Origin of the sequence: Pantoea sp. paga, from assembly GCF_007558755.1 — a bacterium.
GTDB lineage: Bacteria > Pseudomonadota > Gammaproteobacteria > Enterobacterales > Enterobacteriaceae > Pantoea > Pantoea agglomerans.
This window is the reverse complement of the sequence record NZ_VLTF01000010.1, coordinates 163,482-189,913: the sequence shown is the minus strand read 5'-3', so window position 1 is coordinate 189,913 and position 26,432 is coordinate 163,482. Positions and strand designations below refer to the sequence as shown.

General features: G+C 51.9%; 22 protein-coding genes and 2 pseudogenes. 8 read left to right on the top strand and 16 right to left on the bottom strand.

What is annotated here, in order from left to right:
• Window positions 1–102: 102 nt before the first annotated feature.
• Together FOV68_RS21340 and FOV68_RS21335 are read left to right on the top strand one after the other, a co-directional pair.
• A complete protein-coding gene (locus FOV68_RS21340; RefSeq protein WP_132499714.1) occupies window positions 103–1,290 on the top strand; it encodes an arabinose transporter in 1,188 nt (395 codons plus the stop codon).
• Window positions 1,291–1,422: 132 nt separating this feature from the next.
• Window positions 1,423–1,641, top strand: a pseudogene (locus FOV68_RS21335) (alpha/beta hydrolase); the annotation flags it as partial.
• 367 nt (window positions 1,642–2,008) lie between these two features.
• On the opposite strand, the gene FOV68_RS21330 reads toward FOV68_RS21335, so the two are convergent.
• From FOV68_RS21330 to FOV68_RS21320, 3 genes and pseudogenes are all read right to left on the bottom strand, one after another.
• Entirely contained in the window at window positions 2,009–2,299 is a 291-nt protein-coding gene (locus FOV68_RS21330) for a helix-turn-helix domain-containing protein (protein ID WP_022624282.1), read from the bottom strand.
• On the bottom strand, window positions 2,296–2,628 hold the full coding sequence (locus FOV68_RS21325; protein WP_062759687.1) for a type II toxin-antitoxin system RelE/ParE family toxin: 333 nt from the start codon (window positions 2,626–2,628) through the stop codon (window positions 2,296–2,298). Before FOV68_RS21325 ends, FOV68_RS21330 begins: the two co-directional genes overlap by 4 nt.
• 119 nt (window positions 2,629–2,747) lie before the next feature.
• Window positions 2,748–3,023: pseudogene (locus FOV68_RS21320) on the bottom strand (SAM-dependent DNA methyltransferase); the annotation flags it as partial.
• Between the two features lie 168 nt (window positions 3,024–3,191).
• Between FOV68_RS21320 and FOV68_RS21315 the strand changes: the two are divergent.
• Window positions 3,192–3,392: a hypothetical protein gene (locus FOV68_RS21315; RefSeq protein ID WP_255473732.1), complete on the top strand. Its 201-nt coding sequence runs from the start codon at window positions 3,192–3,194 to the stop codon at window positions 3,390–3,392.
• A 104-nt stretch (window positions 3,393–3,496) separates the two neighbouring features.
• On the opposite strand, the gene arnF is transcribed toward FOV68_RS21315, so the two are convergent.
• Genes arnF through arnB form a run of 7 tightly spaced genes read right to left on the bottom strand, consistent with a single transcriptional unit; the run spans window position 3,497 to window position 10,845 of the window.
• The gene (gene arnF, locus FOV68_RS21310) at window positions 3,497–3,862 is read right to left on the bottom strand and encodes a 4-amino-4-deoxy-L-arabinose-phosphoundecaprenol flippase subunit ArnF (protein ID WP_039392304.1); all 366 of its coding nucleotides are present in this window, start codon (window positions 3,860–3,862) and stop codon (window positions 3,497–3,499) included.
• On the bottom strand, window positions 3,859–4,179 hold the full coding sequence (gene arnE / locus FOV68_RS21305) for a 4-amino-4-deoxy-L-arabinose-phosphoundecaprenol flippase subunit ArnE (RefSeq protein WP_022624286.1): 321 nt from the start codon (window positions 4,177–4,179) through the stop codon (window positions 3,859–3,861). Before arnE ends, arnF begins: the two co-directional genes overlap by 4 nt.
• Complete coding sequence (arnT, locus tag FOV68_RS21300) at window positions 4,179–5,846, bottom strand: lipid IV(A) 4-amino-4-deoxy-L-arabinosyltransferase (protein WP_143991512.1); 1,668 nt, start codon at window positions 5,844–5,846, stop codon at window positions 4,179–4,181. Before arnT ends, arnE begins: the two co-directional genes overlap by 1 nt.
• Complete coding sequence (gene arnD, locus FOV68_RS21295) at window positions 5,846–6,748, bottom strand: 4-deoxy-4-formamido-L-arabinose-phosphoundecaprenol deformylase (protein WP_143991511.1); 903 nt, start codon at window positions 6,746–6,748, stop codon at window positions 5,846–5,848. The genes arnT and arnD overlap by 1 nt, the downstream gene beginning before the upstream one ends.
• The gene (gene arnA / locus FOV68_RS21290; RefSeq protein ID WP_039392312.1) at window positions 6,748–8,727 is read right to left on the bottom strand and encodes a bifunctional UDP-4-amino-4-deoxy-L-arabinose formyltransferase/UDP-glucuronic acid oxidase ArnA; all 1,980 of its coding nucleotides are present in this window, start codon (window positions 8,725–8,727) and stop codon (window positions 6,748–6,750) included. The genes arnD and arnA overlap by 1 nt, the downstream gene beginning before the upstream one ends.
• Entirely contained in the window at window positions 8,724–9,707 is a 984-nt protein-coding gene (gene arnC / locus FOV68_RS21285; RefSeq protein WP_064703463.1) for an undecaprenyl-phosphate 4-deoxy-4-formamido-L-arabinose transferase, read from the bottom strand. The genes arnA and arnC overlap by 4 nt, the downstream gene beginning before the upstream one ends.
• 1 nt (window position 9,708) lies before the next feature.
• Window positions 9,709–10,845: a UDP-4-amino-4-deoxy-L-arabinose aminotransferase gene (gene arnB, locus FOV68_RS21280; RefSeq protein WP_109653720.1), complete on the bottom strand. Its 1,137-nt coding sequence runs from the start codon at window positions 10,843–10,845 to the stop codon at window positions 9,709–9,711.
• A 698-nt stretch (window positions 10,846–11,543) separates the two neighbouring features.
• Here arnB and FOV68_RS21275 point away from each other — a divergent pair.
• On the top strand, window positions 11,544–12,122 hold the full coding sequence (locus FOV68_RS21275; RefSeq protein WP_031593855.1) for a YceI family protein: 579 nt from the start codon (window positions 11,544–11,546) through the stop codon (window positions 12,120–12,122).
• 26 nt (window positions 12,123–12,148) lie between these two features.
• On the opposite strand, the gene FOV68_RS21270 is transcribed toward FOV68_RS21275, so the two are convergent.
• The 4 genes from FOV68_RS21270 to FOV68_RS21255 form a co-directional block, all read right to left on the bottom strand.
• Window positions 12,149–12,934 (bottom strand): anti-sigma factor, encoded by a 786-nt coding sequence (locus tag FOV68_RS21270; protein WP_039392318.1) that lies wholly within the window; start codon window positions 12,932–12,934, stop codon window positions 12,149–12,151.
• Entirely contained in the window at window positions 12,931–13,380 is a 450-nt protein-coding gene (locus FOV68_RS21265) for a sigma-70 family RNA polymerase sigma factor (protein ID WP_039392320.1), read from the bottom strand. The genes FOV68_RS21270 and FOV68_RS21265 overlap by 4 nt, the downstream gene beginning before the upstream one ends.
• An 87-nt stretch (window positions 13,381–13,467) precedes the next feature.
• Window positions 13,468–14,004 (bottom strand): tetratricopeptide repeat protein, encoded by a 537-nt coding sequence (locus FOV68_RS21260; protein ID WP_134161922.1) that lies wholly within the window; start codon window positions 14,002–14,004, stop codon window positions 13,468–13,470.
• Window positions 14,005–14,147: 143 nt separating this feature from the next.
• On the bottom strand, window positions 14,148–15,161 hold the full coding sequence (locus tag FOV68_RS21255; protein ID WP_039392324.1) for a Gfo/Idh/MocA family oxidoreductase: 1,014 nt from the start codon (window positions 15,159–15,161) through the stop codon (window positions 14,148–14,150).
• Window positions 15,162–15,269: 108 nt separating this feature from the next.
• On the opposite strand from FOV68_RS21255, the gene FOV68_RS21250 reads away from it, so the two are divergent.
• The 3 genes from FOV68_RS21250 (at window position 15,270) to FOV68_RS21240 (ending at window position 17,800) form a co-directional block, all read left to right on the top strand.
• Window positions 15,270–16,280, top strand: coding sequence for a LacI family DNA-binding transcriptional regulator (locus tag FOV68_RS21250; protein WP_031593860.1), 1,011 nt, complete (start codon window positions 15,270–15,272; stop codon window positions 16,278–16,280).
• Between the two features lie 633 nt (window positions 16,281–16,913).
• A complete protein-coding gene (locus tag FOV68_RS21245) occupies window positions 16,914–17,366 on the top strand; it encodes a PACE efflux transporter (protein ID WP_143991510.1) in 453 nt (150 codons plus the stop codon).
• A gap of 230 nt (window positions 17,367–17,596) precedes the next feature.
• Window positions 17,597–17,800, top strand: a complete 204-nt coding sequence (locus FOV68_RS21240) for an Hha/YmoA family nucleoid-associated regulatory protein (protein ID WP_031593862.1) — start codon at window positions 17,597–17,599, stop codon at window positions 17,798–17,800.
• A gap of 180 nt (window positions 17,801–17,980) precedes the next feature.
• Here the strand turns inward: FOV68_RS21240 and FOV68_RS21235 are convergent, their stop codons facing one another.
• Window positions 17,981–22,000, bottom strand: coding sequence for a S6 family peptidase (locus FOV68_RS21235; RefSeq protein ID WP_143991509.1), 4,020 nt, complete (start codon window positions 21,998–22,000; stop codon window positions 17,981–17,983).
• 697 nt (window positions 22,001–22,697) lie between these two features.
• The gene (locus tag FOV68_RS24450) at window positions 22,698–22,847 is read right to left on the bottom strand and encodes a DUF333 domain-containing protein (RefSeq protein ID WP_242462236.1); all 150 of its coding nucleotides are present in this window, start codon (window positions 22,845–22,847) and stop codon (window positions 22,698–22,700) included.
• Between the two features lie 706 nt (window positions 22,848–23,553).
• Here FOV68_RS24450 and FOV68_RS21225 point away from each other — a divergent pair.
• Entirely contained in the window at window positions 23,554–26,409 is a 2,856-nt protein-coding gene (locus tag FOV68_RS21225; protein WP_143991507.1) for an autotransporter outer membrane beta-barrel domain-containing protein, read from the top strand.
• The last annotated feature ends 23 nt before the right edge of the window (window positions 26,410–26,432 follow it).

Sequence of the window (26,432 nt, the reverse complement as noted above, 5' to 3'; positions counted from 1 at the left end):
GCCATAAACATTACCTACAGTTCCATGTTTAACTGATGATCAACCACATAGTTAAATTACGCTTTTTTACGAGATCAACCCTTTTTCCTTTAAGGATTTTCTATGGATTCTTCTGCTGCAGGAATTGATTATGAGGCAAAAGGAACACGTTATTTATTCCGACTGACCCTTGCTGTGTTCCTCTCTTATCTTACGATCTCGCTACCATTGCCTGCGCTTTCACTTTATGTTCACAATGAATTGCACATGGACGACTTCGCTGTGGGAATGGTCATAGGCGCACAATTCTTATCCACAATACTTACTCGTGGCTACGCAGGTAAACTTGCTGATACTTATGGTGGACGTTATACCACCCGGCGAGGCATGTTGTTTTGTGCCATTGCTTGTTTACTATATTTGCTATCAGGATATGCATTTACAAGCATCATGGTTAAGTTTGTACTATTACTAATTGCCCGTATCATCATGGGATATGGAGAGAGTTTGCTGTTGACCGGCAATATGGCCTGGGGATTTCATCTGCTAGGCGATAAACACCTTTCAAGAGTTATGTCCTGGCAGGGATTAGGTACTTTTGGTTCACTTGCTGCCGGAGCCCCCATCGGTTACTTCCTCTATACTCACACTAATTTTTTGACACTCAGTCTAGTCACACTGATGTTGCCTTTTATTGCATTGTTGATTAACGCACCAGTACCGACCGTTGTCGTAGAAAGTAACAAAGCCCGTCCTCGAATGATGTACGTAATAGCGAAGATTCTACCCGCCGGGATTATTCTCTCACTGCAGTCGAGTGGTTTTGCTGCTATTGGCGCATTTATCTCCCTGCTGTTTCAAAGCCGGCAGTGGATCAACCCAGGCTTCGCTATCACAATGTTCGGTGTGATGTTCTTACTGATGCGCATCTTTTTTGGCCATTTCCCACAACGCTATGGCTGGATCCGCGTATCAGCAATTTCGCTGCTACTGGAAGCTCTGGGTTTAGTCATCATTTGCTTATCAGGTACAGAGACAATGGCATTGCTGGGCAGCGCGATCACCGGCATAGGTTGCTCACTCTTTTTCCCGGCAATGGGCGTAGTAGCAATGAAGCGTGTGCCTGTTGAGGCCAGAGGGATGGCCGCGGGAGGATTTTCCGCCTTCCAGGATATGGCTTATATGGTTACGGGCCCTATATGTGGACTTATCGCTGGCCATGCTGGATATTCTGCTGTATATGGGTTATGTGCTATTCTATCGCTCATTGGGGCATTTTTATCGTTGCGACTGAGTGTGAATGAAGATTAAGTTATCAACAAAGTGTAACCAGTACTTATATACTCGCTTCGATGTGGCCATACTTAAAACTCATTAGATAATTCATTTTCAATACAGACAGTATTTAAATATAAAACTGATGTTAAGTGCATTTTGTTGTAACTGCCGCCAACACTGATTCAGACTGCAGAGCTGGATGTGTTACGTGATGAAGGTGAAGCGTTCGGCCGTAAGCTGGATGCAGCAGGCGTGCCCGTTACCGTGACGCGTTACAATGGCATGGTTCATGATTACGGTTTGCTGAACGCGTTAAGTCAGGAACCTACGGTCAGTACAGCCATTAATCAGGCGGGTGAAGAGTTGCGTTCGCATCTCAAATAACTGACCGATCATAAAACCAATCCCGGACCGAATCGTCGTCCGGGTTCTTATCAGGCAGTAAGTTTGAAGGAATCAGTTCGAAAGCGCAGGGCAGTGCGATTGCCGGAACACCAGGAAAGAACGGAGCAGTATCCATGCGAGTAAGTGCGTTGTTAATATCTCATTTAACATAAATTACATTATGCGCACTTCTGCAGATGGCCAATTTGGTAGTGTCACTTGATAGCAGAAACGGCAAGCTATCAGCGTCAGATGGGAAGGGATGAAGACGGTCAGGTGAAAGGGTATAGCCGGTGCATCAGCACCGGGTTTATCCTGCCCCGAAGGGGCTACCGTCCTGGCAGTTCGCGCGGTGCAAAAAGGCAGCTCAAGCTTCCTCTGGTTCGCTTATCTCAATACTGGTTATGTGCAGTCCGGCATGTGACATCATGCTGACCAGCTTATCAATTGAAAAGCAGTTGATCCGACCTCCTGCCAGCTCGGACACTCTGGGCTGTGAAACGCCCAGCGCAGCAGCAGCAGTGGCCTGATTCAGGCCATTACGTTTAATCCAGCTATTCAGGCGGCCTACTAACTCGGCGCGGAGTTTCATATTTTCCGCCTGCTCTGGCGTTTCGCTAAGAGCGTCCCACACATTATCAAAAGTCTGAATATTCATTTTTTACGCTCCTCAACCAATCGGCGATAACGATTTCGGGCAAGTTCTACGTCACTCTGGCTGGTCTTTTGTGTCTTTTTCTGGAAACAGTGCAGCACATACACGGCTTCTTCAAATTTGGCGACATACATGATCCGGAAAATGCCGTCATTACCCCGGATTCGGATTTCACGTGCTCCCTGACCTACCGTAGCAAAATGCTTCCAGTCGTCCGGCTCCAGTCCCTGCTGGATCAGGTCAAGCTGATACCCTGATGCGGTCCGGGCCTCTTCCGGGAAAGCCCGTAGTTCCTCAAGACTGCTGTCAATAAAACTGATTTTCTTACGCATCATCACCTCATTATACGAAATTTCGTATATTGTGCAATTTCTGCATTACTCATGCACCCCATACAAACCCATAACCACTGCTTCCCTACCATGTAGTTTCCTGCTGTTTTGTCCATGGCCTACATTGCCCTGATAAAATCCAGCATCGCCTTGATCCGGCGCTGGCTTTTGAGACGTTCTTCAAAATCGTTGAGATAGTAAGCCGGTGTATAGCGCACCCGGTTAAACTCCAGCGTCAGCGTATTACCGGTGACAACCTCGGCTGCAATGCCCAGCAGGGAAAGCTGTATAAACGCCATATCCACCGTGAAAGGATCAATATCAAATCAACTGACGGACATCTGAACTGATGGATTAAATCCGGCTTCAATCAGGCAATCTGCATAAGGTAGCATCGGTCATGTGGGTGTAATTAAGCAGGCGGAAGTAACGTACACCGATACGGGCATAAATGTCCGTTATCCCGCCGCAGTACATTTCTGCAAACATGAACGTTTCACAGTCCCCGTTCTCATTGCATGCCTGTTTCAGCGGATAGAGTCTCCCCAGCGCATCAGTAAGCGATGAAAGAGATGGGCAAGCCCGTCTCAGAGTGCATGATGGTGGCTGCGCATGGCTGGGATGTGGGAGGAGCAAAACGTGCAGGCATGAAAACTGCATTTGTTACCCGCAAAGGGCAGGCACTGTATCCGCTGACACCTGCACCCGATCTGATCGTCAGCGATATTGGCGAGCTGACTGGAAAGATAAAACCGCTTTGCTGACCCGCCGTTTACCGCAAATACTTTAATGCCGCGAGAGTTACTCGCTGCCCGAAAAGGCCAGTAAAAAGCGTAGTTGATGCGCAAACGCCAACGTCATTCTTAAATCAGGGCTTAACCACGATACACAGCAGGCCGATGACAATAATCACTACGCCCGCCAGGCTGTGCCAGCTGAACGCCTCATGGAATACTGGCAAACAGACAGCCACCAGCCACACCAGCACATAACTGAGGCTGAGCAGCGGATAGACGCGGTTCAGCGGAAAATAGCGCAGCGCCCGAATCCAGCAGAGCATCGAAACACCATAAGCGCCCAGCCCGGCCAGCAGCAGCAAGGCGGGCAGCAGGGCAACAGCAGGCAGCGACGTTATGCTGCTGGCATCGGGCAGACGCGGCATCGCCCAGCGCATCATCAGCTGTGCCGCTGAGACCAGCAGCACGCTGCATGTGACCCATCCATATCCTTTCATAGCTGGCTCGCCATCAGCGCCACACCCGTCACCACCAGTAGCGTGCCGGCGATCTGGCGCAGCGTCAGGCGCTCGCGCCAGAGGATGCGTCCTGCCAGCGCAACGAAAATAAAGTTAAGGCTCAGCATCGGATAGGCCTGGCTGACAGGCACCCGCTGCAGCACCAGCAGCCAGAGAAGCATCGCAACACCCAGCAACAGCACGCTCACCCCAATCCAGCTTAAGCGGACCCGGCGCGATGCCGCGTGGGTCGCCTGTTTCTGGCACAGTTGCGCACTGCAGCTGAGCAGACTGACCAGTACAATCAGCAGCAGCATCACTTCGTCTGACTGTAATAGAGGCAGACCAGCCTGCCCTGGCGATAGACGGCGTCCGGCACCGGAACATCCTCGCCGATATCACTGTGTACTGAATCAACCAGCAACAGCAGTGATACGCTTCCTGTACGGCGATGATCGGCAAGCCAGCCGCCGAAGTCCGCCTGAGAGACAAAGCGGGATTGCGCATCCGGGTAGCTCAGCCCATATTCCAGCTCTCCTTTGGTGTCATAGAAGCCGATATCGCTGCGTTGCAGATGCCAGGCTGCGGCAGATGCCACGCCGGGATTGTCCGCCAGGATAAAGTGACTTGAGGCCAGACGCTGGCTAATCGTCGAGACAAAGCGCTGCGGCTGTTTGGCATCGCGGATTTTATCCGGGGTTGCCGTGCCAATAAACAGGGCGACGCCCAGCGGGCAAAGCGCGGCCGCCAGCCAGCGACGTTGTGCAGAGCGGCAGCTATATGCGCCCACCAGCCCCCAGATGAGAAATGCCAGTGCCCCCAGCGCAAGTTTCAGCATCTCATGCGTGGTGAACAGCGGATGATGCGTCACGCTCCAGGGAGCGAGCACCAGCACGACCGTTGCCAGAGTAATGATGCCGAAAATCAGGTTGAGCCAGCCATTGACTGTTAATGCGCGCCCTGCCCGCTGCGCGGCGTTCAGGCCATAGTGCGCCATCAGCAGCGACAGCGGCACAAAACAGGGCAGGATATAGGTTGGCAGCTTGCCTTTTGCCAGGCTGAAAAACAGCAGCGGCATCACCGTCCAGCTCAGCAGATAGAGCGCGCCGGGATGCTGCTGACGCTCGCGCCAGCCGGTCATCAATGCGCCCGGTAACAGCGCCAGCCACGGCAGCGTTCCCAGCAGCAGAACCGGCAGGTAATACCAGAAAGGCGCTTTGTGCTGGGCATTGTCCTCGGCAAAGCGCTGGATATGCTCAACCCAGAAGAAGTAGTGCCAGAAATCCGGTGCCTGATGATAGATCGCCAGCGCCCAGGGTGCGCTGATCGCCGCGGCTGAGAGCAGCGCCAGCGGTCCGAAGCAGAGCAGTTCGCGCAGTCGCTGCCGCCAGATCGCCCACGGCAGAATAGCCAGCACCGGCACTGCCAGCGCCAGAAAGCCTTTGGTCATAAACCCCATGCCGCAGGCGAGGCCAAGCAGCAGATAGCCGCCCGCCCGCCCGGCGCGTCCGCTGGCCTCCGTCGCCAGCCAGAAGCTGCACATCGCGGCCGCCAGCCAGAGCATCAGCATCGGATCGAGCACCGCATAGGTGCCGACAGCATAAACCAGCAGCGAACTAAGGAAAATAATCGTGCCGACGGCAGCCGTGCGTGCCGAACCAAACAGCCGCCTGCCGAGCCAGTAGATCAGCACGGCGGTCATCGCCGTGGAGAATATCGATCCCGCCCGCACACCAAAGTTGTTGTGGCCAAACAGCCACTGACCCAGCGAGTTGACCCAGTAGCCGGCAATCGGTTTTTCAAAATAGCGCAGGCCAAAAAAGTGTGGCGTCACCCAGTTACCGGTTGTCAGCATCTCCCGGCTGATCTCCGCATAACGGGTCTCATCCGGTTGCCAGAGGTCGCGGAACATGGGCGGAAGCAGGTAATAGAGAATAAAAAAGCTGAAAAAAAGTAGCCACTTCGTGTTGTTATGTATCCGCACTAGTTCGCCTCTTCAGTCAGTTTCTGGCAGCCCAGCCACCCTTCGCGTCCGGGGATTTCGCCTCTGACTACCCTGCCCACCGGCAAGGTACTCAGATCGTCGGGCAGCAGCTCGCTTAACGGACAGAACTGAATGCCGTGACGGGCCACAGCAGCCAGCAGCTGGTCAAAGTCCGGGTAGCCGATAATCCCTTCGACTTCGGCATGCACGGTGTATACCGCCCCATCGTCAGAAGAGAGCATTTTCGCCAGAATGTAGTCGTTATAGCCTTCTGCGCTGACCTCGCGGCCAACCACTTCATCCCATGTGGGCAACGTTACCGGAATCTGTACGGTACCGATCTGTCCATCCGGCAACATGGGCCGGAACGGGCCGCTGCCGCGACAGTCGCTGTTGTAGTGAAAGCCAAAGTCCTGTTTGGCGGCGATCACCCGGCCATCGGCTCGCCAGCCCGCGACGGCCGAACAGCTGACAGGATGACCGAGTATCTCACTCAGCGTTTCGGTGCCGCGTGCTATCTGCTCAACCAGCTTATCCTGCGGCCAGACGCCGGCCCAGGTCTGCCAGGCAAAGTGGTCCCAGGCGTGCAGACCGACTTCGTGCTGACGAGTGGCGTCCTGAATGATATGCCGCAATCCCCGTCCCATCTGCTTTCCCGGCCAGGCCGTTCCGGCGAGCAGGATGTCCCAGCCATAGAGCGATGCGGCGCGGGAGCGCAGCATCTTCATAAGAAACGCCGGTTTCACCAGCCGCCAGAGATGGCGGCCCATGTTGTCTGGTCCCACGCTGAAGAAAAAACTGCCCCGCACCGCATGGCGCCGGAACAGCTCAAGCAGCGCCGGCACGCCCTGCTTCGTGCCGCGCCAGGTATCTACGTCAATCCGCAGACCGATCTTCTTCATCACTTATCAGCCTGTGGCTCAACGGTGCGCAGGAAGAAGTCGAGCGTGTTGTCGATAGTGACATCCATCGTCACGGTCGGGGTCCAGCCGAGTAAGCGACGCGCATTGCGGATAGCCGGTTTACGGTGTTCCACATCCTGATAGCCTTTGCCGTAGTAGCTGCTGCTTTCTACCTCGCGGAAACCGGCAAACGGCGGGAACTGACTGCGCAGCGGATGACGCTCAAAGCTGGCCAGCAGCTGCTCTGCCAGCTCTTTAATACTGGCTTCGTTGTCCGGATTACCGATATTGATGATCTGACCATCACAATTCAGCTGTTTGTTTTCGATAATGCGGAATAGCGCCTCAACGCCATCCTGAATATCAGTAAAGCAGCGCTTCTGTTTGCCGCCGTCGATCAGCTTAATGGGCGAACCTTCTACCAGGTTAAGGATGAGCTGAGTGATCGCGCGGGAACTGCCGATGCGTGCTGCATTAAGGTTATCCAGACGTGGTCCCATCCAGTTGAACGGACGGAACAGGGTAAAACGCAGCCCCTCTTTTTCGCCGTAGGCCCAGATAACGCGGTCCAGCAGCTGTTTGGATACCGAGTAGATCCAGCGCTGTTTGTTGATCGGCCCGACGACCAGATTAGAGCAATCCTCATCGAAGCTGTCATCGGTACACATGCCGTAGACTTCTGAAGTGGATGGGAAAATGATGCGTTTCTGATACTTCACGCAGTCGCGAATGATTTTCAGGTTCTCTTCGAAATCGAGTTCAAACACGCGCAGTGGATTGCGGGTGTACTCAATCGGCGTGGCGATGGCCACCAGCGGCAGAATGACGTCGCATTTTTTGATGTGATACTCAATCCATTCGGAATGGATAGCGATATCCCCTTCGACGAAATGGAAGCGCGGATGATCCAGGAAGCGGCTGATCGCGTCTGAACTGATATCCAGGCCATAGACCTCGAAATGCTCATCCTGTAACAAACGCTCAGTGAGATGATTACCGATAAAGCCGTTAACGCCAAGGATCAGCACGCGGGTACGACGTTGCAGCGCCGACTGCGGTTTTGAATAGAGCAGTGCGCCAGGGACGATGCCCAGACTCTGCGCCAGCTGGCTGCCATTCATGTAAACGCCATGCTCGGACTGGCCGGTCTGGATTTCCAGCGCGCCTTCGCCACAGGCGATCAGGAATGGCTGCTTAGAGAGTACCGTCCCTGGCTTTGCCTGATGCTGCTGCGGATGAACCCGGCTCTTCCAGACAATAAATTTAACCGAACCGGCAAAGGCGAATGCGCCAGGCCAGGGATCGGTTACCGCTCTGACCAGATTGTGAATCGTCTGAGCAGGCTGATTCCAGTCAATGCGGCCATCTTCAGCCGTGCGACGATCTACCCGTGTCGCCTGACTTTCATCCTGTGGCCACTCACTCACTTCACCCTCGCGCAGGCGAGGTAAAACGTCGCCGAGCAACTGCTCTGCAGCCTGGGTTAGTTTACGATGCAGCGTCAGCGCGTTGTCCTGATCTTCAATAGCGACTTTCTGCTGCGCCAGAATATTACCGGCATCCGCGCGCTTCACCATGCGATGTAGCGTAACGCCCGTTTCATTCTCGCCGTTGACCAGCGCCCAGTTCAGCGGTGCCCGGCCGCGATATTTTGGCAGCAGCGAGCCGTGCAGGTTAAAAGCACCCTTTGGGGCGCATTGCAGGATCTCATCGCTCAGCAGATGGCGATAGTAGAAGGAGAAGATCATCTCTGGCGCCATAGTGCGGATACGGTCAAGCCAGATCGGGTGATTCGCCTCGTCGGGTGCATAGACCGGAATGCCATGCTCTGCCGCCAGACGGGCGACTGAGCCGAAAAAGTGGTTTTCGGTCGCCACATCGTTGTGAGTAAAAATGGCGGTAATCTCATAGCCTGCACTCAGCAGCGCATTGATGCCGACACAGCCCATGTCGTGATAGGCGAAAACAACGGTCTTCATGATTGATTATCCTGTACTGAAGGCTCTTCTGGAGCCTGAACAATGCGTTGAACGAAATAGCGCGGACGCGCCCGAACGTCGTTGTAAATGCGCCCGATGTACTCCCCGAGCAGTCCCATACCCACAAACTGGGCGCCGATAAACATGAACAGCACGGCGAACAACACGAAGACGCCGTCACCCGCCCAGGCCGCACCAAAAAAGAGTCGCAACACGATCAACACTAAAGAGAAGGCGAAGCCTGAGAGCGCAATCAGGCTGCCGACCACGCTGAGCAATCGCAGCGGCGTGGTGGTCAGACAGGTCACCAGGTCGTACATCAGGTTAATCAGGCGCATAAAGCTGTATTTCGAATCGCCAAAGGCGCGCTCGGCGTGGATGACCGGCAGCTCAATGGTGTGTCGGGCAAAGGTGTTGGCCAGAATCGGAATAAAAGTGCTGCGCTCGTGACAGTTGAGCATCGCCTCGACGATGTGGCGACGATAGGCACGCAGCATGCAGCCGTAATCGCCCATCGCTTTGCCGGTGACCCGCTGAATCAGCCGGTTGAGCGTGCGTGAGGCTTTACGACGGAACCAGGTGTCCTGTCGCTGCTGTCGGACGGTACCCACCACGTCATAACCCTCACGCGCGGCGTCAACCAGCCGCGGGATCTCTTCCGGCGGGTTCTGCAGATCGGCATCCAGCGTAATAATCAGATCGCCACGGACCTGGCTGAATCCGGCCATGATGGCGGAATGCTGACCGTAGTTGCGGTTGAGCAGCACGCCGGTTATCCGGCTGCCGGGAGCCGTGGCGGCCTGTTCAATCAGTTCGGCAGAACGATCGCTGCTGCCGTCATCCACCAGCAGAATTTCATACTCAATCTTAATTGAGTCACAGGCGGCGCAGGTGCGCTGAAGCAGCTCAGGCAGACTCTCCTGCTCGTTATAGACAGGGATGACCACCGAGAGCATATTGATCGGTTTGATATCGCGCATCTCAGGCCCCGGCAATGTCATGTAAAGCCTGAATCACACGTTCGACATCCTGATCCGTCATTGACGGAAACAGTGGAATCGAACACATCTGCTGGCTGTTAAGTTCACTGGCGGGAAGACGTAAATCGGGATAGTGCTCGCGATAATATTTATGGGTATGCGCCGCACGGAAATGCAGACCGCTGCCAATATCCCGCGTCTTCAGTGCCTGCATAAAGGCATCACGCGAAAGACCACAGCGCTGTTCATCGATGCGTATAATAAACAGGTGCCACGCATGCTGATGTGGCCAGGCGGGCAGTGACAGCGGCGTGAACGGCAGCGTGCGCAGCGCTTCAAGATAGCGTTCAGCAATCTCACGTCGGCGGGCAATAAAGCCCGGCAGTTTCTGTAACTGCACCAGCGCAATCGCCGCGCTGATATCGGGCAGATTGTATTTAAAGCCCGGCATCATGACTTCCGCCTGCGGCAGACGTCCCTGGGTCTGACGATCAAACGCATCCACCGCCAGGCCATGAAATTTCAGGCTGCGTATACGATCTGCGAGAGCGGCGTCATCGGTCACCACCAGCCCTCCTTCCGCGCAGGTGATATTTTTGATGGCGTGGAAAGAGAAAATCGCCGTACCGCGCTGCCCGATCGGTTTTTGATGATAAGTGGTGCCCACGGCGTGAGCCGCGTCTTCAATGATGGCGATGCCATGCTGTTGAGCCAGTTGATAGATTGGCGCGAGATCGGCAGGTGCACCAGCGTAATGCACCGGAATAATGGCGCGGGTGCGGGACGTAATCGCCTGCGCTATCCGTTCCGGCGTCACCATCAGGTTGTCGGGATCCACATCAATCATCACCGGCGTGGCACCCAGCAGCGTGATCAGGTTCAGGGTAGAGACCCAGGTCATGGACGGCGTGATCACCTCATCGCCAGGCCCGATCCCCATCGCCATCAGCGTGACATGCATTCCGGCAGTGGCAGAGCTTACTGCGATGGCGTGCTGGTTACCGGTCAGCTGAACAAAGGCCTGCTCCAGTTCGGCGCATTTTGCCCCGGTCGTTATCCAGCCAGAGTCAAATACCGCTTTAACAGCAGCCAGCTCTTCATCACCGAATGAAGGCCGGGAAAATGGCAAAAAATCCATGCTAAAACTCCTGCAGATCAAACCCATAAGCTGTCGCGCGTTGTTAATCAGGCACAACGCCGGAAAAGAATTGAAATAACGAATGACTAACAGTCGGCCAGGGTGCTATCGACACCCTATTTTCCCTTTATGGAATTAAGGTTACCGGACTGCTAATACAAACTACCGCATGAAAGTTAACTGAACATTAAATGAAGCGTGTTAATTACAATAAAATCAGGCAGGAGTAAGCTGATCATTTCCGGAAAAGTTCACTATTAAAGAAGTAATAATCACCCTGACCACTACTCTTTTTGATTTATTGATATTTTGTTTAAAAACAGCAGAATTCTCCTGTAATGAGCACAGAAACGAGCTCATCCATCAGACGAAAACTTTTAATATGAAAATTAACACACTGATATTTATAGGCTAAATTCAGCCTGCAAATCACAGCCTCACATCGGTAAAAAATAGCGCCACGCCGATTCCAGTAAAAACACAGATTAATAAAGCCTTCTTAATGTATTCTTAATATTGTTTGTTATTAATATTCTGCCCTTACAATAATCTTTGTCCTTTGGTGAATCTCAGGTGACAGTCAGTTAATATCTGACAGATTATCTGTGCCTGTAAGGTAAAAACAGTGCTAAAAAAAGTGAATAAGATCGCGGTTTCAGGCGTTAACGTTGGGTCTGCCTAAAAAAGAGAAAATAGTGATGATGCGTGCCGCCTGTTTATGCACTCTGTTAGCCCTGCTCAGCCCGGTGCTTTACGCCGCGCCGGTAACCTATGCCATTACCCCCGATAAAACGTCGATAGGCCTTTCATGGCGCGCCTTTGGTCACGAATTTTCACAGGCCAGACTGCAGGGTGTGACCGGCACAGTGACACTCAATCCTGATGAAGACCGTGACGATCGTATTGAAGTGACTATTCCGGTAGGGACGCTGGTGGCCTCGAACAGCCTGTTAACCTGGCAACTGAAAAGTAATCTGTTTTTTGATGCAGAGCATTACCCAAATATTCACTTTGTCAGCAGTCGCGTGGCCTCACTGGGTGGCGGGAATTACCGTATTTTTGGTGTGCTGACGGTTAAAAATGTCAGCCGGCCAGTCGTGATGCTGGCCTCGCTGGACAGCGGAAAGACAATTGATCCGGCTTCAGGCTCGCTGGCGCTGCATGCCACCACCGCCATCTCCCGCTCAGCCTTCGGAATGGATCGGCTGGTCGGGGTGGTTGATGATCGCGTCAACATTGCGCTGGCCATTGCCGCGCAGGGCAGACAGCCGCTGTAGCGGTAACCGCTGAAGGGTCCGCCGGATTAACCGAGTGCTGTCTGCAATGTTTCCGCTGTGGACGCCAGCTGGGCCGGTGGGTTGCGGCCAATCAGCACATACTGATAGCCGTCACGCTTCCACCAGGCCAGCTGCATGCCATGGCGCTTTTCACGGGCGATGGGATTCGCGTTATCCGGCGCAGGCGAGATACAGAGCGCCATCGGGCCATAATCAGCATGCAGCCAGGCGATTTGTGCAATCGACGTCCTTTCGTAGCGCAGGATCCGCACCATTTTCAGTTCAGCTCCTGGCAGGCTGAGTTGCTGCGGATGCAGCTGCAATCCTAAATCGAGTCGGGTACGGTCCAGCCCCTTCTGCAATATGGCGGCGTCATCAGGCGTATCGGCCAGCGTTTCAGCACTGTAGAGCGACATATAACGCGCCTCCAGATCGCGGATATTCTGGCTTTCATCTTTCTCATCATCTTCCGGTCTTGCCAGGAAACCAATGCCACTGCCCACCAGCAAAAAGCTGACAGACGCAGCAATCAGTGCCCGACGGCTGTAGCCTTTGACTGGCATTGACTCTGGTGCCGTGATGGCTGCCAGTTGCTGTGCCATTCTGGCCTGCGGTGCCTGTTCCAGAAGCGGCGCAAAAGCCTGTTCAAAATCGAGATTACTTTGCTGTAAATGCTCAACCCGTGCCGCCAGTTCGGGATCCCCTGCCATCGCCTGCTCAAACTGCACGGCTTCCTGTGGCGTCATCTCACCATCCAGCCAGGCAACGATTGCCTCATCGCGCCACGGTGGCGTAAAAGTTTCCCTGTTCATCTCCGTTTCTCCTGCGGTGCGGGCGAGGTCGCCGGCTGTCTGGCCAGCGTGGCACGTGCGGCGGCCAGACGGCTCATAATCGTGCCAATCGGAACCGAGAGCGTCTCTGCCGCCTCCTGATAGGTCAGACCTTCGACATACACCAGAAAAAGTGCATTACGCTGCGCCTCGGGTAAGGCGTTAACCTGTAGCATAATGCGCTGGAAATGGCGGTTTTCGTCGCTGGTGACGTGGTTATCTGCGGCCAGCAGCGCATCGGGATCCACAAATCCCTGTCCCTGCCGCACCTTTCGCGCCCGTAAATCACTGGCCCAGATGGAGTGAAGGATCGAAAAAAGCCATCGATCAATGCGCGTGCCCGGCGTGAACTGCGCGCTGCGTTCCAGCGCGCGTACGCAGGTTGACTGCACCAGCTCTTCTGCCATGTCACGGTTGTGTGACAGCACATAGCCGTAACGCCAGAGCCGCGTCAGATGTTCCGCAAGGTGCTGACGGATGTCACTGTGAGTGATTTTTCGCTCCTCCCTGCCGCATCAGACCTCGGGGTGGCCATTGATCGCGGCCTGCAGATCGCGGTACTCCTCGCACTCTGTGCCACAAATCCCGGCAATGGTTTTTAACTGTTCACGCGCCAGATCCGCACGCCCTTTGATCATCCAGGCTTCGCCCAGATATTCACGCACTTTAGCGTAACGGGGATCAAGTGCAATGGCGCGCTGATAATAGCCAATGCCCTCGTCCGTGCGGCCCAGTTTACGGGTGGCGTAACCACGATAGTTCCAGGCTTCGCGGGTATCCTGATTTTTCAGCGTATCCAGCAGGTTGAGCGCCGCCTGATATTCGCCCTTTTTCGCCAGATGCCAGGCGTAGCGGGTTTTATCGTCATCACTCAGCTTGCTGGTCTTCTCAGGCACACAACTTTTAGTGTGACTGTCATAGACCTGACCTTTGGGGCAGTCAGGCGTCTTTTTATCACTGTCATTGTCGCCCATCGCCACACTCAGCGGAGAGTGCAGCATCAGCAGTAGTGCCGGAACGGCAAGCAGAGAAAAACCAGAACGCGTTGTCATAATTTATCCTTATCGGGTCTGTGAGGCAGGCGATAAAACCCACCGGATGCAGTCCGCTAGCGCGGCGCTGTACGGTAAACAACTCAGCGCCGGTTTCTATTCGATAAAAATAAAATTATTTTTTGCCAGGGTGTCACGCTGAATCAGAACAGCAGTTTTTCCACCGCACAGAAACGCCGTTCCGCCAGGGAGTTCACCGCAGCTTCCGCAATCGCCTGGGCTTTCAATCCATCCTCTAAGCCCGGCAGATCGTCAATCTGCTCACCGTTCAGCGATCGGATAAACGCATCCAGATGAGCATAATAAGTTGGCTGCACCCGGCTGAACCAGTCGGGCAACAAGCCTGGCTGCTGAATCTGCGCACCCTGATAGCAGCTGACGCCACGCTGTGGCTGAGAGGCTGATTCCAGCATCCCGAGCGGTCCCATCACGCTGATGCGTTCATCGTAGCCATAGCCGGTGCGGCGGGCATTATCGAGCTGTGCCAGCGCCCCGCCCTGCAGCCGTAATAGCAGCGTGCTGGTGTCCACGTCGTCAAATTCGCTGATCGAGGGCAGAGCCAGCGCTGCACCCATCGCTGCCACCTCTGTCACCTCCTCTTCAGTCAGCCAGCGCAGCAGGTCAAAAAAGTGGATAGCCTGATCGCGCATCTGCCCGCCGGACGCCTGAAGATAGGCCAGCGGCGGCATGGCTGAGGAGCGGCAGACCATCTGAATCAGTTCCGCCGGGCCGATCCGCCCCTGGCGGAGTTGTTGCTTCAGCTGCTGATGGCTGACATCAAAACGGCGATTAAACCCTACTGTGACCGGCACGTTGTAGGGGAGAACATTAGCCACGGCTGAACGGGCCCGCTCAAGAGAGAGATCGACTGGTTTTTCACAGTAGATTGCTTTACCGGCGCGGGCTGCGGCTTCCAGCAAATTAGCATGGGTCGGTGTCGCGCTGGCGATCAGCACCATATCAATCTGCCCATCATTTATCGCCTCGGTGACAGACGCGGCCCGGGCATCAAAGCGGGTCGCAAAGTCGGCGGCGCGCGCGGGATCCGCATCCGCAACCCATACCAGTTCAACCCCAGGATGCGCCTGAAGATTCGCGGCATGAACTTCACCAATAAAGCCACACCCCAGCAGGGCAACACGTTGCTTTTTATTCATTTATTTGAACTCCATCATAGTCCGGCAGAAAGCTGCATCTGCAGGATAACGCTGCGTTTTACACTAGCGGCACGGTGTTTTGAGGTGTTTACCTCACAGGAGATCGATATGTCGCTGAAAGAGGTCGCCCGACGGGCAGGTGTGGGACTGGCAACCGTGGATCGGGTGCTCAATGAACGTGGCGGCGTCGCGCCGGAGACGGTTCACAGGGTGCTGCAGGCAGCCCGTGAGGTCGGGCTGAAGCGTATCCTGCCTGAGGAGCATCGTCATCCATGGCAGATAGAACTACTGCTGAGCAGCAACGATTCGTTTTTCTTTAAGCAGCTGGCACAGGATTTTACTGAGGTCGCCTCGCATCTGGGCTATCGCCGGTTAACGCTGCGCCGCACTTTTGTCCCCGAGGCTCAGCCAGAACGACTGGCAAAGCTTATCAGGCAGGGCGGTGAGACGCGTGATGGGCTGATCGTTTTTGCCCATGAACATCCGGCGATCTATGAGGCGCTGGACCATTGCCAGGCGCGTGGCGTACCGGTGATCTCGCTGGTCACCGATTTACCTGGTGCCGCCCGGCTCTGTCATGTGGGGATCAATCAGTTGCAGGCAGGACGTACAGCCGCTCAGCTGATGGGCAAAATGCTGCATCAGCCCGGTGAGGTGTTGATGGTCAGTGGGCACCGGGATTACAGCGCGCATCGTCAGCGTATTGAAGGGTTTCGTGACCTGATAACCAGTCGGTTTCCCCATCTTCAGTTACGTGAAGTTCTGGCCGCCCAGGAAAATCGCGACACCCTCAGTAAGTTGCTGGAGAAGCAGCTGGTTCAGAGCGGTCATCTGCAGGGCATTTATAACACCGGCCTGGGGAATACCGAGATCGGGCAGGCTCTGGCACGACATCGTCGGCTGAATCAGTGCATCTGGATTACTCATGAGCTTTACGCCACCACCCGCACGCTGATGGCGCAGCAGAGCGTTGCGCTGACACTGGATCAAAACACCCGGCAGCATGCCCAGCTTGCGCTGCAGCTGATGCTGACTTATCTGGAGCAGGGAGAGAAACCCGATGAGTATGTCAGCGGGAAAGTGGACTTTATGATTTATACCGCCGAGAACTCGATATGAGTAAACCGTCAGGTCACAATATCCCGTGAGAGCAAGGATTTTTTGTTGTGGAGGTTACGCTGATGAGATCTGATGAATGCCCTCGGGAGGGCCCAGTGGATAACGCGCTTTTAACTTTAAACAGCATCATCTTTTCCCTGTTCGCCTGAATCAGCAAGAGCTACAGAACGGTAAACACCGCTATCAATCAGACTTAAAAACTAGATTTAATGTAAATATTAAAATATAAATCTATATATGTTCAGATTTTGGTTTTAATGCTTCATTCCAATCCAGAGTTGCTATCATCGCCTCGAGTCCAGCAGACCGACACTGCGTTGCAACGAAAAAACCTATCAGCTTAGCCTCCCTGGCCCTGGAGAGCTGAGCAAAATGAGCAATGGTGATGCTGATACGCGAAGCCGGGTAACTGATAAAGCACGTTTTGTATAATATTTGATAAATATCAAGCATGGCTGGGTTTTTAATGGCGGAGTCGCGTTACGTTTTCACTTTCTGCGGGTGCGATGCTAAATTCTCATCCGTTTAAGACAGGGCAACTTGCAGACCTTTTTTAAAACTGTGTTGACGAGACGGTTATCCTGAAATTTCCTGCACCAGCAATGGCGCCTGGCTGATTAATGAGAGTCTGGTTTGGAACACTATTTATCTCCGGTACGTACCACTACAGAGAGAGTACTGCACGCGGTTATTTTCGAATTTGCTGCTAATGTGCTGGTTTTTATTATCCTGATTAGCTGGGCTTCTGCAGCGCCTGCGCAATCGGCACTTTTAACTATAATCTCATCAACGCTGGCTATGGGCTGGAACTATCTGTTCAACCTGATATTTGACAGTGTTCAGCTAAGAACAGGATTTAAAAAAGACTGGCGAATGAGATGCCTCCATGCCGTTCTGTTTGAAGCCGGTATTTTATTAGTGTTGATCCCATTTGCAGCATGGTGGCTGGATATTACGCTACCCGAAGCGCTGAAACTGGAGTGTGGACTGGTGATCTTTTTTCTGGTCTATGCATATCTTTTCAATCTGATATGGGATTACGGCAGAGCCACACGAAAAAATAAAAATAAATTCATTAAGTTATGAACATTTCAAGGTGGCAATACTGATTTATTAACCTTCCGCTTAGCCGGGTAAGTGAAGCGTCAGATGCAACATTGTGCATCTGAACGCATCCAGTGCGTAAGGATACACGTATATCTGTTGTCAGGATCTTAATTATTTCTCCTGACAGCATCGATATCATAGCGAGTCAGCTTAGATAAAGTTAAGACCGCGCATAAGCCCATTTTAACAGGTTAAATTCAGCAAAAATTATGAATAAGATCTATTATCTGAATAAATTAAGAAACTGCCCATCAACCGATATTCTCGATATAGTGACAAGTTATATGCGAAAAAAACTTCCTTCTGACGATCTCTCATCATTTGAAGGCGCATATGATCATCGCAAAGCCGAGTTGATAATGAATGAGACCTATAGCGAAGTGCCTGCTGAAGTGTGGCGACTGGTATGCTAATCCAGTGAAACTGGTGTCTGGATTAATGACGTTAAATTAATGTTCAGGCGTTAACGTTCCTGTATCTCATTAATAACGATTTCAGATAATATATTTCTGAAGATTACTGCTGAATGATACCGTGCGTTAATAAACAGAGCATCACGCTTTATAACAGTGATGCTCTGTTGTTGAACGATATCAGAAGTGCCAGGCGAAACCGACCTGACCGCTGTAATCCGTTTTAAACTCACCACCAAAACTGGTATCGACTTTCGCGATGAGTGAGAGGTCAGGCGTAATGACACCCTGCAGACCCACGCTGCTGCGATAGCGGTTGTCAGACCAGGCGCTGTATTGGCGATTCGACTGACGGTCTGAAAGCGTCGTGGTTGAGCCGTTTTTACCCGGCGAATATTGATACTCAATGCTCGCGCTCAGGTTCACGTTTGGCAGCCACACACCCAGACCGCGCTTCTGCGCCATAATGCCGGTGGTCGTGAAGTAAGGCGTCGCTGAGCTCAACGCCACTTCTGCATCCTCTCCTTTCAGGGTGTAACCTGACATGATGCCACCGCTGACTCCCACGTAGGGTGAAATAAACAGCGTATCGTCAGCCAGACCGAACTGATATCCCGTCCGCAGACTTCCTGCCAGCATCTGACTATCCTTTTTAATGCCGTTGATATGCAGGGCAGGATCCAGCGTTAGCTCCTGGTTCAGATACATATAGCGACTGGCAGCATCAACAAACCATCCGGCATCAGACTGCCATGAATAATAGGCGCCAACCGTGGCCAGTCGATGTTTTTCACTCCCTCCATCTTTGACTTCGCCCTGGGTATAGCTGGCACTGAAACCGACTGTTTGCGTGTCGCTGCGGGTATCCCAGCCCACATTCAGCGTCTGCTGGTTAGTATTCAGACCCAGAAAACGTCCTTTCCTCTGCTCAATGGTTGCCCATGAACCGCTACTTTCTGGCGAGGCGCGCAGACTGTCGGTGCGGTTATGCAACTGGCTGACCGTTTCACTGAAAATGTACTGCCGCGAGGCGAGTAAGGCTCGTGTACGCTGGATTAGTGGCAGGTTGTCGTAAACAGAGAACCAGTCATCCGGGTTAAACGCCGGTTTTTTGGCTTCATCTTCAGCTTTCGCGGCCTCCTCTTTCGCTTTTTCTTCAGCTTCGGCCTCTGCTTTCGCTTTTGCATCGGCTTCGGTTTTTGCTTTCTCAGCAGCAGCCTGATCAGCAGTACTATCATCCACCGGGTTTTCAGCAGGTGTTACTGGCTCAGGTGTTACTTCCGGCGTCGGTTCTGGTTCAGGCGTCACTTCCGGTGCGGGCGTCGGTTCTGGTTCAGGCGTCACTTCCGGTGCGGGCGTTGGTTCTGGCTCAGGCGTCACTTCCGGCGCGGGCGTCGGTTCTGGTTCAGGCGTCACTTCCGGTGCGGGCGTTGGTTCTGGCTCAGGCGTCACTTCCGGTGCGGGCGTCGGTTCTGGCTCAGGCGTCACTTCCGGTGCGGGTTCTGGTTCAGCCGATTTATTACTTTCGAGCACCCACAGCACGCGGTCGTTATCTTCTTTCACCTGATAATTTGGCGTGTAAACACTGAATCCGCTATAGCTGTCTGCAAAAGAGAAATAGCTGTGCGACGTGCCGACTGGTGCATCAACCATCACCAGATCCTGGGTTAGCGCAACCTGCTCTTCGCTGCTCACTAACAGGCTTACATCCAGCAGGTTATCGCCACCACGCACCGAGTTTTTTACAATCAGTTTGTCGCTCTCCAGCGTTGATGGTTTGACGCCTAACATCAGATTCAATCCGGTCGCATCCAGTGAATCAACGCTCAGCGTTTTAGCGCTCCAGCTGCCTGAAGGAACCATCGAAAGTGTTGATCCACGTTGCGCCAGTAGTGAGGTGACATTACTGTTGCCAGTCATGGTCCAGTTCGCATTAGCATCCAGCGTCATCAGGCTGCTACCGGTAGAAGTCACCGCCCCCTGATAATTAACCTTGCCCAGATAAAGTGAGGCGTTGTTTGCAAGCTGAACGTCCCCTTCCACTTCGCTGGCGGGTAACAGCGCGAGATCATCCGCGTTGCGCACCGGCTGACTGCAGGAAACATCATCAGAATAGATCGCAGAATAGCAGCGCCAGCTCTTCTCCCCTGCCTGAGTGCTGTCGTTATAGCCCAGAGAGAGGGTTGCTGATTCAGCGGCGACAATATTTGCTTTGACACCCGCGTATTCTCCCACCTGGAAATGCGCACCGGTGCCAACATTGATCTGATCGGCTTTGAACAGTGAGGTGTTCCAGTCGTCATCAACGACAACGCCACCTGCATGTGGAACTGGCTGCCCAGAAAGGACTACAGTACCGCTGGCAACATCCAGATTACCATTCAGATTCATACCACCGGTGAGTGCGGTAATAGCCGTGGCGTTGCGTGGCAAAATATTAACGTTCATGACGCCGTTCAGCGCATTCTCCAGCGTTTCACCCAGAAAACCGCGGAACACCTGAATGTTTAGCTGCGTCAGCCGATGATTAATGGCTTCATCGGCATCAGTACCCAGGTAAGTCCAGGTGGACGTCGAGGATTTATCCGTAGGGAAATACCAGTATGACGAGGTATTTAACTGAAAGTACTCGGTATCTTTCGTATAGGGGTTGTTATAGACATAGATTGAACCCGGAGTGCCTTTGGGATTGCTACCCTGGAAGGTATTAAAGGGAACGTCAGCGGCGGTGTAGCCTGTAATATTCAGCGTTGCCGCGGTATCACTGTGGTTGACCAGCGTAGCGCCACTGTCGGTATGATTAATTTTCCTGAAGCTGAGCGCATTGCCATTCAAATCTAATCGGCCACCACGATAGCCAAAGAAGATTTGGTCTGTACTCACCTGAGTGGCATCATTCAGTACTACGGTTGGCCGGCCACTCACTAAAGTGACTGAAGAAAACGCCTGTTTATTGCCTGAAGCATCAGCCTGCTGATCGAGGATAACCGTACCCTCTCCCACATTCAGTGAACCCGGGTTTTTGCCAGTTGCATTGATATGCAGTGTTCCCGCGCCGATTTTATGCATGGCATCGCTGGCCAATCCATTAACCTGCCACAGGACTTCTTTATCTGCGTCAACTTCGATGCCGCCACCTGCCCAGGTCGCATTCACACCCTCGGCTGAAGCCACGGTATAGTTGTTAGAAAACTGAAGTTTGCCTGCGCCCATATTGATAGTTGCATTCAGCGTGATCAGTCCGCCAGCCCCGTTAAAACGGAGATCTTTGGTGGCATCAAGTTCTGCAGTGGTGGCTGTAGAGGGTGCGACTGAGGCGTAAGCCGAACCCAGACCAGCCCATGACCAGGAGGAGCCGTACTGCGTGATTGCACTATCGTCCCAGAAAATCGTGCCGTTGCCTGCCATATCAACGACGTCAGCTGAAGTATTGGCAGCCTGCACCGAAGCAATGAAATCACCCGGGATATAGCCTGCAATTGCACGTTTTTTGTAAAGACCGCTGTCCAGGTCGTAACCAACATGAACCGCGACGAGTTTCCATTGCTGCTCAATGTCATCCCAGGCAAATACCGGGCTGCCGCTATCTCCGGCGTTAGCACCGATTGAAAGAGGCGTGGTATTAGCATCATCAGGACCCAAATTGTAATAACGCAGATAGGTGTTATAAGATATGTCTTGTACGTTAGTTGCGCTGATAGTACCGCCAGTCTTCCAGTCATAAGCACCCGTCAGCCGGACACGCTCAGTCTGGTCATCATTGATTTGCTCCTGCGTACCGGTACCTACTCGGGTATACCATGAATAGCGGGATTTATAATTAGCGATAAAGTCTGATTTGGTCACGTAATTGTAAGGCGAAGCCTCCGTAACCACCTTATTTAACCGCGGCGCATGGAAATCTTGTGTGCTGAGTTCGTTACGATTGATAAGATTGTAGGTTGTGGCATATTGAGCACCATTGCCAAATGCCACCGTTTTATAACCGGAGTTGTGTTTTACACTGACAATATACGAAGGTGAGATAAGCGTTGCGTAGCCCATAGAAGATACGCCGCCAAAATCAGGCATGGGAAAATCAAGATAGTCAGATTGCGATCCATCTTTTCTATAAACTGGGGCATTGATTCTACCCACATTATAACTACCCAGATTTTCTGCAAAATCGCGATAATCCTGAACATCAATGTCGTTAAGCATGATGCCCGCATAAGATTTGGTGCAAATAAAGAAGGTGCAACATAGCGCTGCGCTTCCAAAATATTTCAATGGATTGCCCTCATGATACTTTTATTATTTAAGAAAATACCTTAATTAATTAAATAGTATCATTATGACAATCGGTAACAGAATCTGATTTTTTTATATAAATTGACTCAGATCAAAAAAAAGAGGGAGGTTAGCGCAAAAACCGTGATAACTATATGTATTATAAGATAATAAAAAACCATTGCCAAAATGGATTGAATATTTATTATTTAAAGAACCTCAAAAGCAAAATCAGGTTTATTGCCAAATGAGATCAAAATAAATTGGCAAGCACACACATTGATAAAAAATAACTTATTAATTCGGATTGAAAATATTTTCGTACATCATGCATTTGCATTTACTTAAACACACCTGTGATTGCTCTTATTAAATAACAGTCAAAATCATTCATGCGATTAAAAAATTTAAGATCTGCTGATAAGAAATAGCAAGACTAAGCCTCATTTTCCGGGGCAGGAATGAAGCCACAAAGCCGAGGGCGTACAGAAAAAAGACTGTAATAAAAGAATGAGGTTTTTATCAGTACCCGGACGGGATTGGACGCAAAAAGTGATAGTTAACAATGACCTTCAATTTCATAGACTTCACTCACATCCCGCCTGCTGGCTGGCGAATCGCAAGAAGATTATTTCGGGTGATCGCGATGAAACAATGCCCACTGCTCAATCTTTTCTCCGGATGGTAACAGGCAATAGAGTGTATTTCCGTTCGATGATGCCTCCTCTACCTGCTGTCCGCCACGCTGAGCACACCATTCGCTTGCGGGATTACGCATTGTAAGGCGCGGTGATTCAGCACTATGGGGCGTGCAGGCACTCATTTGCAGAGTAGCCAGCATCAGGGAACAGACCGTTATTCGGTTTACTATTTTCATTTAACCCTCTCTCAACATTAACTTCAGGTCGGTGAGACTACGTTTCTCATGTTCACCAGGCTATGACTCAGCGCGCAATAACGATAATTGTCTTAATTAAGGGGCTCTTAACCACACGTTTGTCAGAAAACCTTTTAGGCCAGTTCACTTCTGAAACCGGGCAGTGTATCTGAGCGTGCAATAATGATAGCAATAACTCGCTAAACTCTCTCTGAACAAGCCGTATTGCTTCTGATAATCTGATAACTTCCGGACAGGAGAGAATAAATAACTCTCAAATGAGAATGACTGTAATAATAAATAACAAACCCTCCCGAGTTACAGCTAACTCATAAGCTTAATTTTCAATGAAAATTCCCGCAGAATGCCGCATACCTTTTAACCTAAAGCTAAAAGATACACACTTTCACTCTCTTTACACAATTCACTTCCACGCTGCATAATCCTGCCACCTTTAGTAAACATGCTGTTATTAATGGATTTAATAAACAATACACTTAATTCGTATCGGGCTAAGACAAATTATGAAGTGAGAGGTAGCAAGCCTATTTAGCGCTATTCATAGGCTATTAGCCCTTTAATAAAACCTTAAGGAAGAGTTACTGATATGAATAAAAATCCTGATAGAAATAAACGCGTAAAAGCGATGATGCTGGCTGGCGGAATGGGTATGTTGCCGCTGGTCAGTTCTGCTGCTGTTGTCGGAAGCCAGAGAGGGGGAGATGTTACTCTGGCTGATGGCACTACATTGATCGCCGATCAGTCAACTGGCGATGGTTATTATGGGATCCTGGTAACAGGTGCAACTGCCGCTGAAATCACTGCCGGTACAGGCAGTACGGTTACCGTGAAAGATGCTGAGCACTATGCTAAAGGCATTTTCATCCAGTCTGCGGGCAGTCACTTTACTGCTGATAAATTAGTGCTCAATGCTTCAGGGATAACCGCAGTCGCTTTTGAGTTGAGCGGAAAACAGGTTTCTGCCAATTTAGGATCGGGCAGCTCTGTCACATCGATTGCGTCAGGTATTGCTTACGCAGAAGGGGTGGTTGTGAGCAATCAGTCCTCACTGCAGGCCGACGCATTACAAATCAGTACTCAGGGCACCAACGGTATAGCATTGCGTGTCAGCGGTTACGGCTCGAACGTTGATTTAGGCAACGGCAGCAATATACAGACCAATGGTATCAACAGTCATGCTGTGCAGGTGGATACGCTGACCGGTGATTCCGGTAATGGCGACGCAACGCTAAAAGCAGATGCGCTGACCATTAATACGCTTGGCAGAGCTTCTCAGGGCATCAACATTCAGGATAACGGCTCAGTTGATCTGGGCAGCAATTCAACCATTATCACCACCGGTGACATTTCTGCAGGCATCTGGAGCTGGGGTAAACTGGTCGCCGATCATCTGACTATCAGTACCTCCGGCGCGACGTCACCCGGCATTTCAGCCCGGGAAAATAGCCTGATCAATATCGGCGCAGGTAGCGTAATCTCTTCAGCACAGACGGGCGGTATTGTTGCGATGGATGATAACGTCACCGTCAACTTTTCAGGCACTGAAGAGGAACGCAACACTATTCAGTCAGTAGGCTATGGTGCATCCGCCCAGTCGGCAGGTGCAGTCATCAACCTGGCAAACACAGATGTTGTGATTAAAAACTCAAACATGGTTGGCAGGGGCCTCTGGTCTCTGCAGGGCGGCATGATCAATGGTGAAGGAATCAGCGTTACAGGCCCTGATACAGCAGCAGGTGCTTTAGCCTGGGATGGTGGCCAGATCAGCCTGACAGGCGATCTCTCTATCAAAATGGATTCTCCGGCTGGCGTAGCCATTGCCACCCTTTACAGCGCAGGTTTTGCGCCGGGCGTTATCACTTCCGAAGGTAAAGCGGAGATCACCGGCAGTGTCATGTCGATGGGCGGACTAATTGATCTTAACTTAGCGCCGGGTTCACTCTGGTCCGGTAGCGCCGCCAGCGATAATGTAAATGGCGGCCATTTAAACGTTAGCCTTACCGACAGCACATGGAACGTTGGTCAAACTTCTAATCTCGATAACCTGACATTAAATAACTCACTGGTAGACCTTTCTGCCGCCACCGACAATACAACCTACTCCACTCTCACCATCGCAAACCTCAGTGGTAGTGGTAACTTTTCCCTGCGTACCAGTCTGGCTGGCGATGGCGAAGGTGTGAACAACATTGGTGACAAGATTGTAGTGACGGGAAGCAGCGCAGGTAATTACGGTCTGAACATTCTGAACCGTGGCAGTGCCGTCACCACAGGTAATGAAGTACTGACCGTTGTTGAAACTGCCGATGGCATTGCGACTTTCAGGGGCAACACCGACGTTGAACTGGGCGGCTATGTTTATTCGGTCAATAAGCAGGGCAACAACTGGGTGCTCTCATCGCCGAAAGCACCTGAAACGCCCCCGGCGGATGAACAGTCCGTAACACCTGCGGATAGTGACGCTCTCCAGCCTGCTTCAACTGAGGATGCCGGGATACCTATCCCCTCAGCAGAACAAAGTAATAATTCAACCATCACCAGCACCGCGAATGCCGGCGCTAACTTTCTCAATGTCGGCTATCTGATGAATTATGCCGAAATGCAGACGCTGATGCAGCGTATGGGAGATGTGCGTCAGGGGAAAACGGCCGGAAATGTATGGCTGCGTGGGATGGATGGCCGATTCAGGGGTTTTGCCAATGGTAAGCTGAGTCACTTCAGCATGAACTACACAGGCTATCAGTTTGGGGTAGATAAACGTCTGTCAGATGAGATGCCGATCTATCTGGGCTTGTTCATGGGTGCAACAGAGGGCTCACCTCATTATCGGGCTGGCGATGGCACCACCAAATCTGAACATTTTGGTATTTACGGCACATGGTTGAATGACGCCGGCTTCTATATGGACGGTGTAGTGAAATTCAACCGTCAGAGGAATCAGTTTGATGTCAGCGATACACAGAATAACCGCATATCCGGCAATGGTGTCTCATCGGGTCTGAGTGGGTCACTCGAAGCAGGGAAAAAATTCAGCTTCTCTGACGATCTCACGGGTTTTTATCTGGAACCGCAGCTTCAACTGACCGCAGGTCATCAGGATGGATCCTCTGTACGGGCGTCAAATGGCCTCAATATTACTCTCTCAAGTTATAAATCGATGATGGGACGAGCAAGTGTACTGGCAGGTTATGAAGTCAATCAGAGCAATTACAAACTCAACACTTATCTCAAAACAGGTGTTTTACGCGAGTTTGAAGGTAACGCTGCGTATGCTCTGAATGGCTCAGATGAGCGTCTCTCGTTTAAAGGCAATGGCTGGAATAACGGTGTCGGTGTCAGCGCGCAAATCAGCAGCCATACCCTTTTTATCGAGGCCGATATGGTTGATGGAAATCGCTTCAACCAGCGCCAGGTGAACGCCGGCTACCGCTTTAGTTTTTAAAAAATAAACGCAGTAAAAGATGC

What these genes read in the sequence shown, in the direction of transcription:
- FOV68_RS21340 (WP_132499714.1), top strand. Translation starts at nt 103, where the DNA reads ATGGATTCTTCTGCTGCAGGAATTGATTATGAGGCAAAAGGAACACGT.
- FOV68_RS21330 (WP_022624282.1), bottom strand. Translation starts at nt 2,299, where the DNA reads ATGAATATTCAGACTTTTGATAATGTGTGGGACGCTCTTAGCGAAACG.
- FOV68_RS21325 (WP_062759687.1), bottom strand. Translation starts at nt 2,628, where the DNA reads ATGCGTAAGAAAATCAGTTTTATTGACAGCAGTCTTGAGGAACTACGG.
- FOV68_RS21315 (WP_255473732.1), top strand. Translation starts at nt 3,192, where the DNA reads ATGAAAGAGATGGGCAAGCCCGTCTCAGAGTGCATGATGGTGGCTGCG.
- arnF (WP_039392304.1), bottom strand. Translation starts at nt 3,862, where the DNA reads ATGAAAGGATATGGATGGGTCACATGCAGCGTGCTGCTGGTCTCAGCG.
- arnE (WP_022624286.1), bottom strand. Translation starts at nt 4,179, where the DNA reads ATGCTGCTGCTGATTGTACTGGTCAGTCTGCTCAGCTGCAGTGCGCAA.
- arnD (WP_143991511.1), bottom strand. Translation starts at nt 6,748, where the DNA reads ATGAAGAAGATCGGTCTGCGGATTGACGTAGATACCTGGCGCGGCACG.
- arnA (WP_039392312.1), bottom strand. Translation starts at nt 8,727, where the DNA reads ATGAAGACCGTTGTTTTCGCCTATCACGACATGGGCTGTGTCGGCATC.
- arnC (WP_064703463.1), bottom strand. Translation starts at nt 9,707, where the DNA reads ATGCGCGATATCAAACCGATCAATATGCTCTCGGTGGTCATCCCTGTC.
- arnB (WP_109653720.1), bottom strand. Translation starts at nt 10,845, where the DNA reads ATGGATTTTTTGCCATTTTCCCGGCCTTCATTCGGTGATGAAGAGCTG.
- FOV68_RS21275 (WP_031593855.1), top strand. Translation starts at nt 11,544, where the DNA reads ATGATGCGTGCCGCCTGTTTATGCACTCTGTTAGCCCTGCTCAGCCCG.
- FOV68_RS21270 (WP_039392318.1), bottom strand. Translation starts at nt 12,934, where the DNA reads ATGAACAGGGAAACTTTTACGCCACCGTGGCGCGATGAGGCAATCGTT.
- FOV68_RS21260 (WP_134161922.1), bottom strand. Translation starts at nt 14,004, where the DNA reads ATGACAACGCGTTCTGGTTTTTCTCTGCTTGCCGTTCCGGCACTACTG.
- FOV68_RS21255 (WP_039392324.1), bottom strand. Translation starts at nt 15,161, where the DNA reads ATGAATAAAAAGCAACGTGTTGCCCTGCTGGGGTGTGGCTTTATTGGT.
- FOV68_RS21250 (WP_031593860.1), top strand. Translation starts at nt 15,270, where the DNA reads ATGTCGCTGAAAGAGGTCGCCCGACGGGCAGGTGTGGGACTGGCAACC.
- FOV68_RS21240 (WP_031593862.1), top strand. Translation starts at nt 17,597, where the DNA reads ATGAATAAGATCTATTATCTGAATAAATTAAGAAACTGCCCATCAACC.
- FOV68_RS21235 (WP_143991509.1), bottom strand. Translation starts at nt 22,000, where the DNA reads ATGCTTAACGACATTGATGTTCAGGATTATCGCGATTTTGCAGAAAAT.
- FOV68_RS24450 (WP_242462236.1), bottom strand. Translation starts at nt 22,847, where the DNA reads ATGCGTAATCCCGCAAGCGAATGGTGTGCTCAGCGTGGCGGACAGCAG.
- FOV68_RS21225 (WP_143991507.1), top strand. Translation starts at nt 23,554, where the DNA reads ATGAATAAAAATCCTGATAGAAATAAACGCGTAAAAGCGATGATGCTG.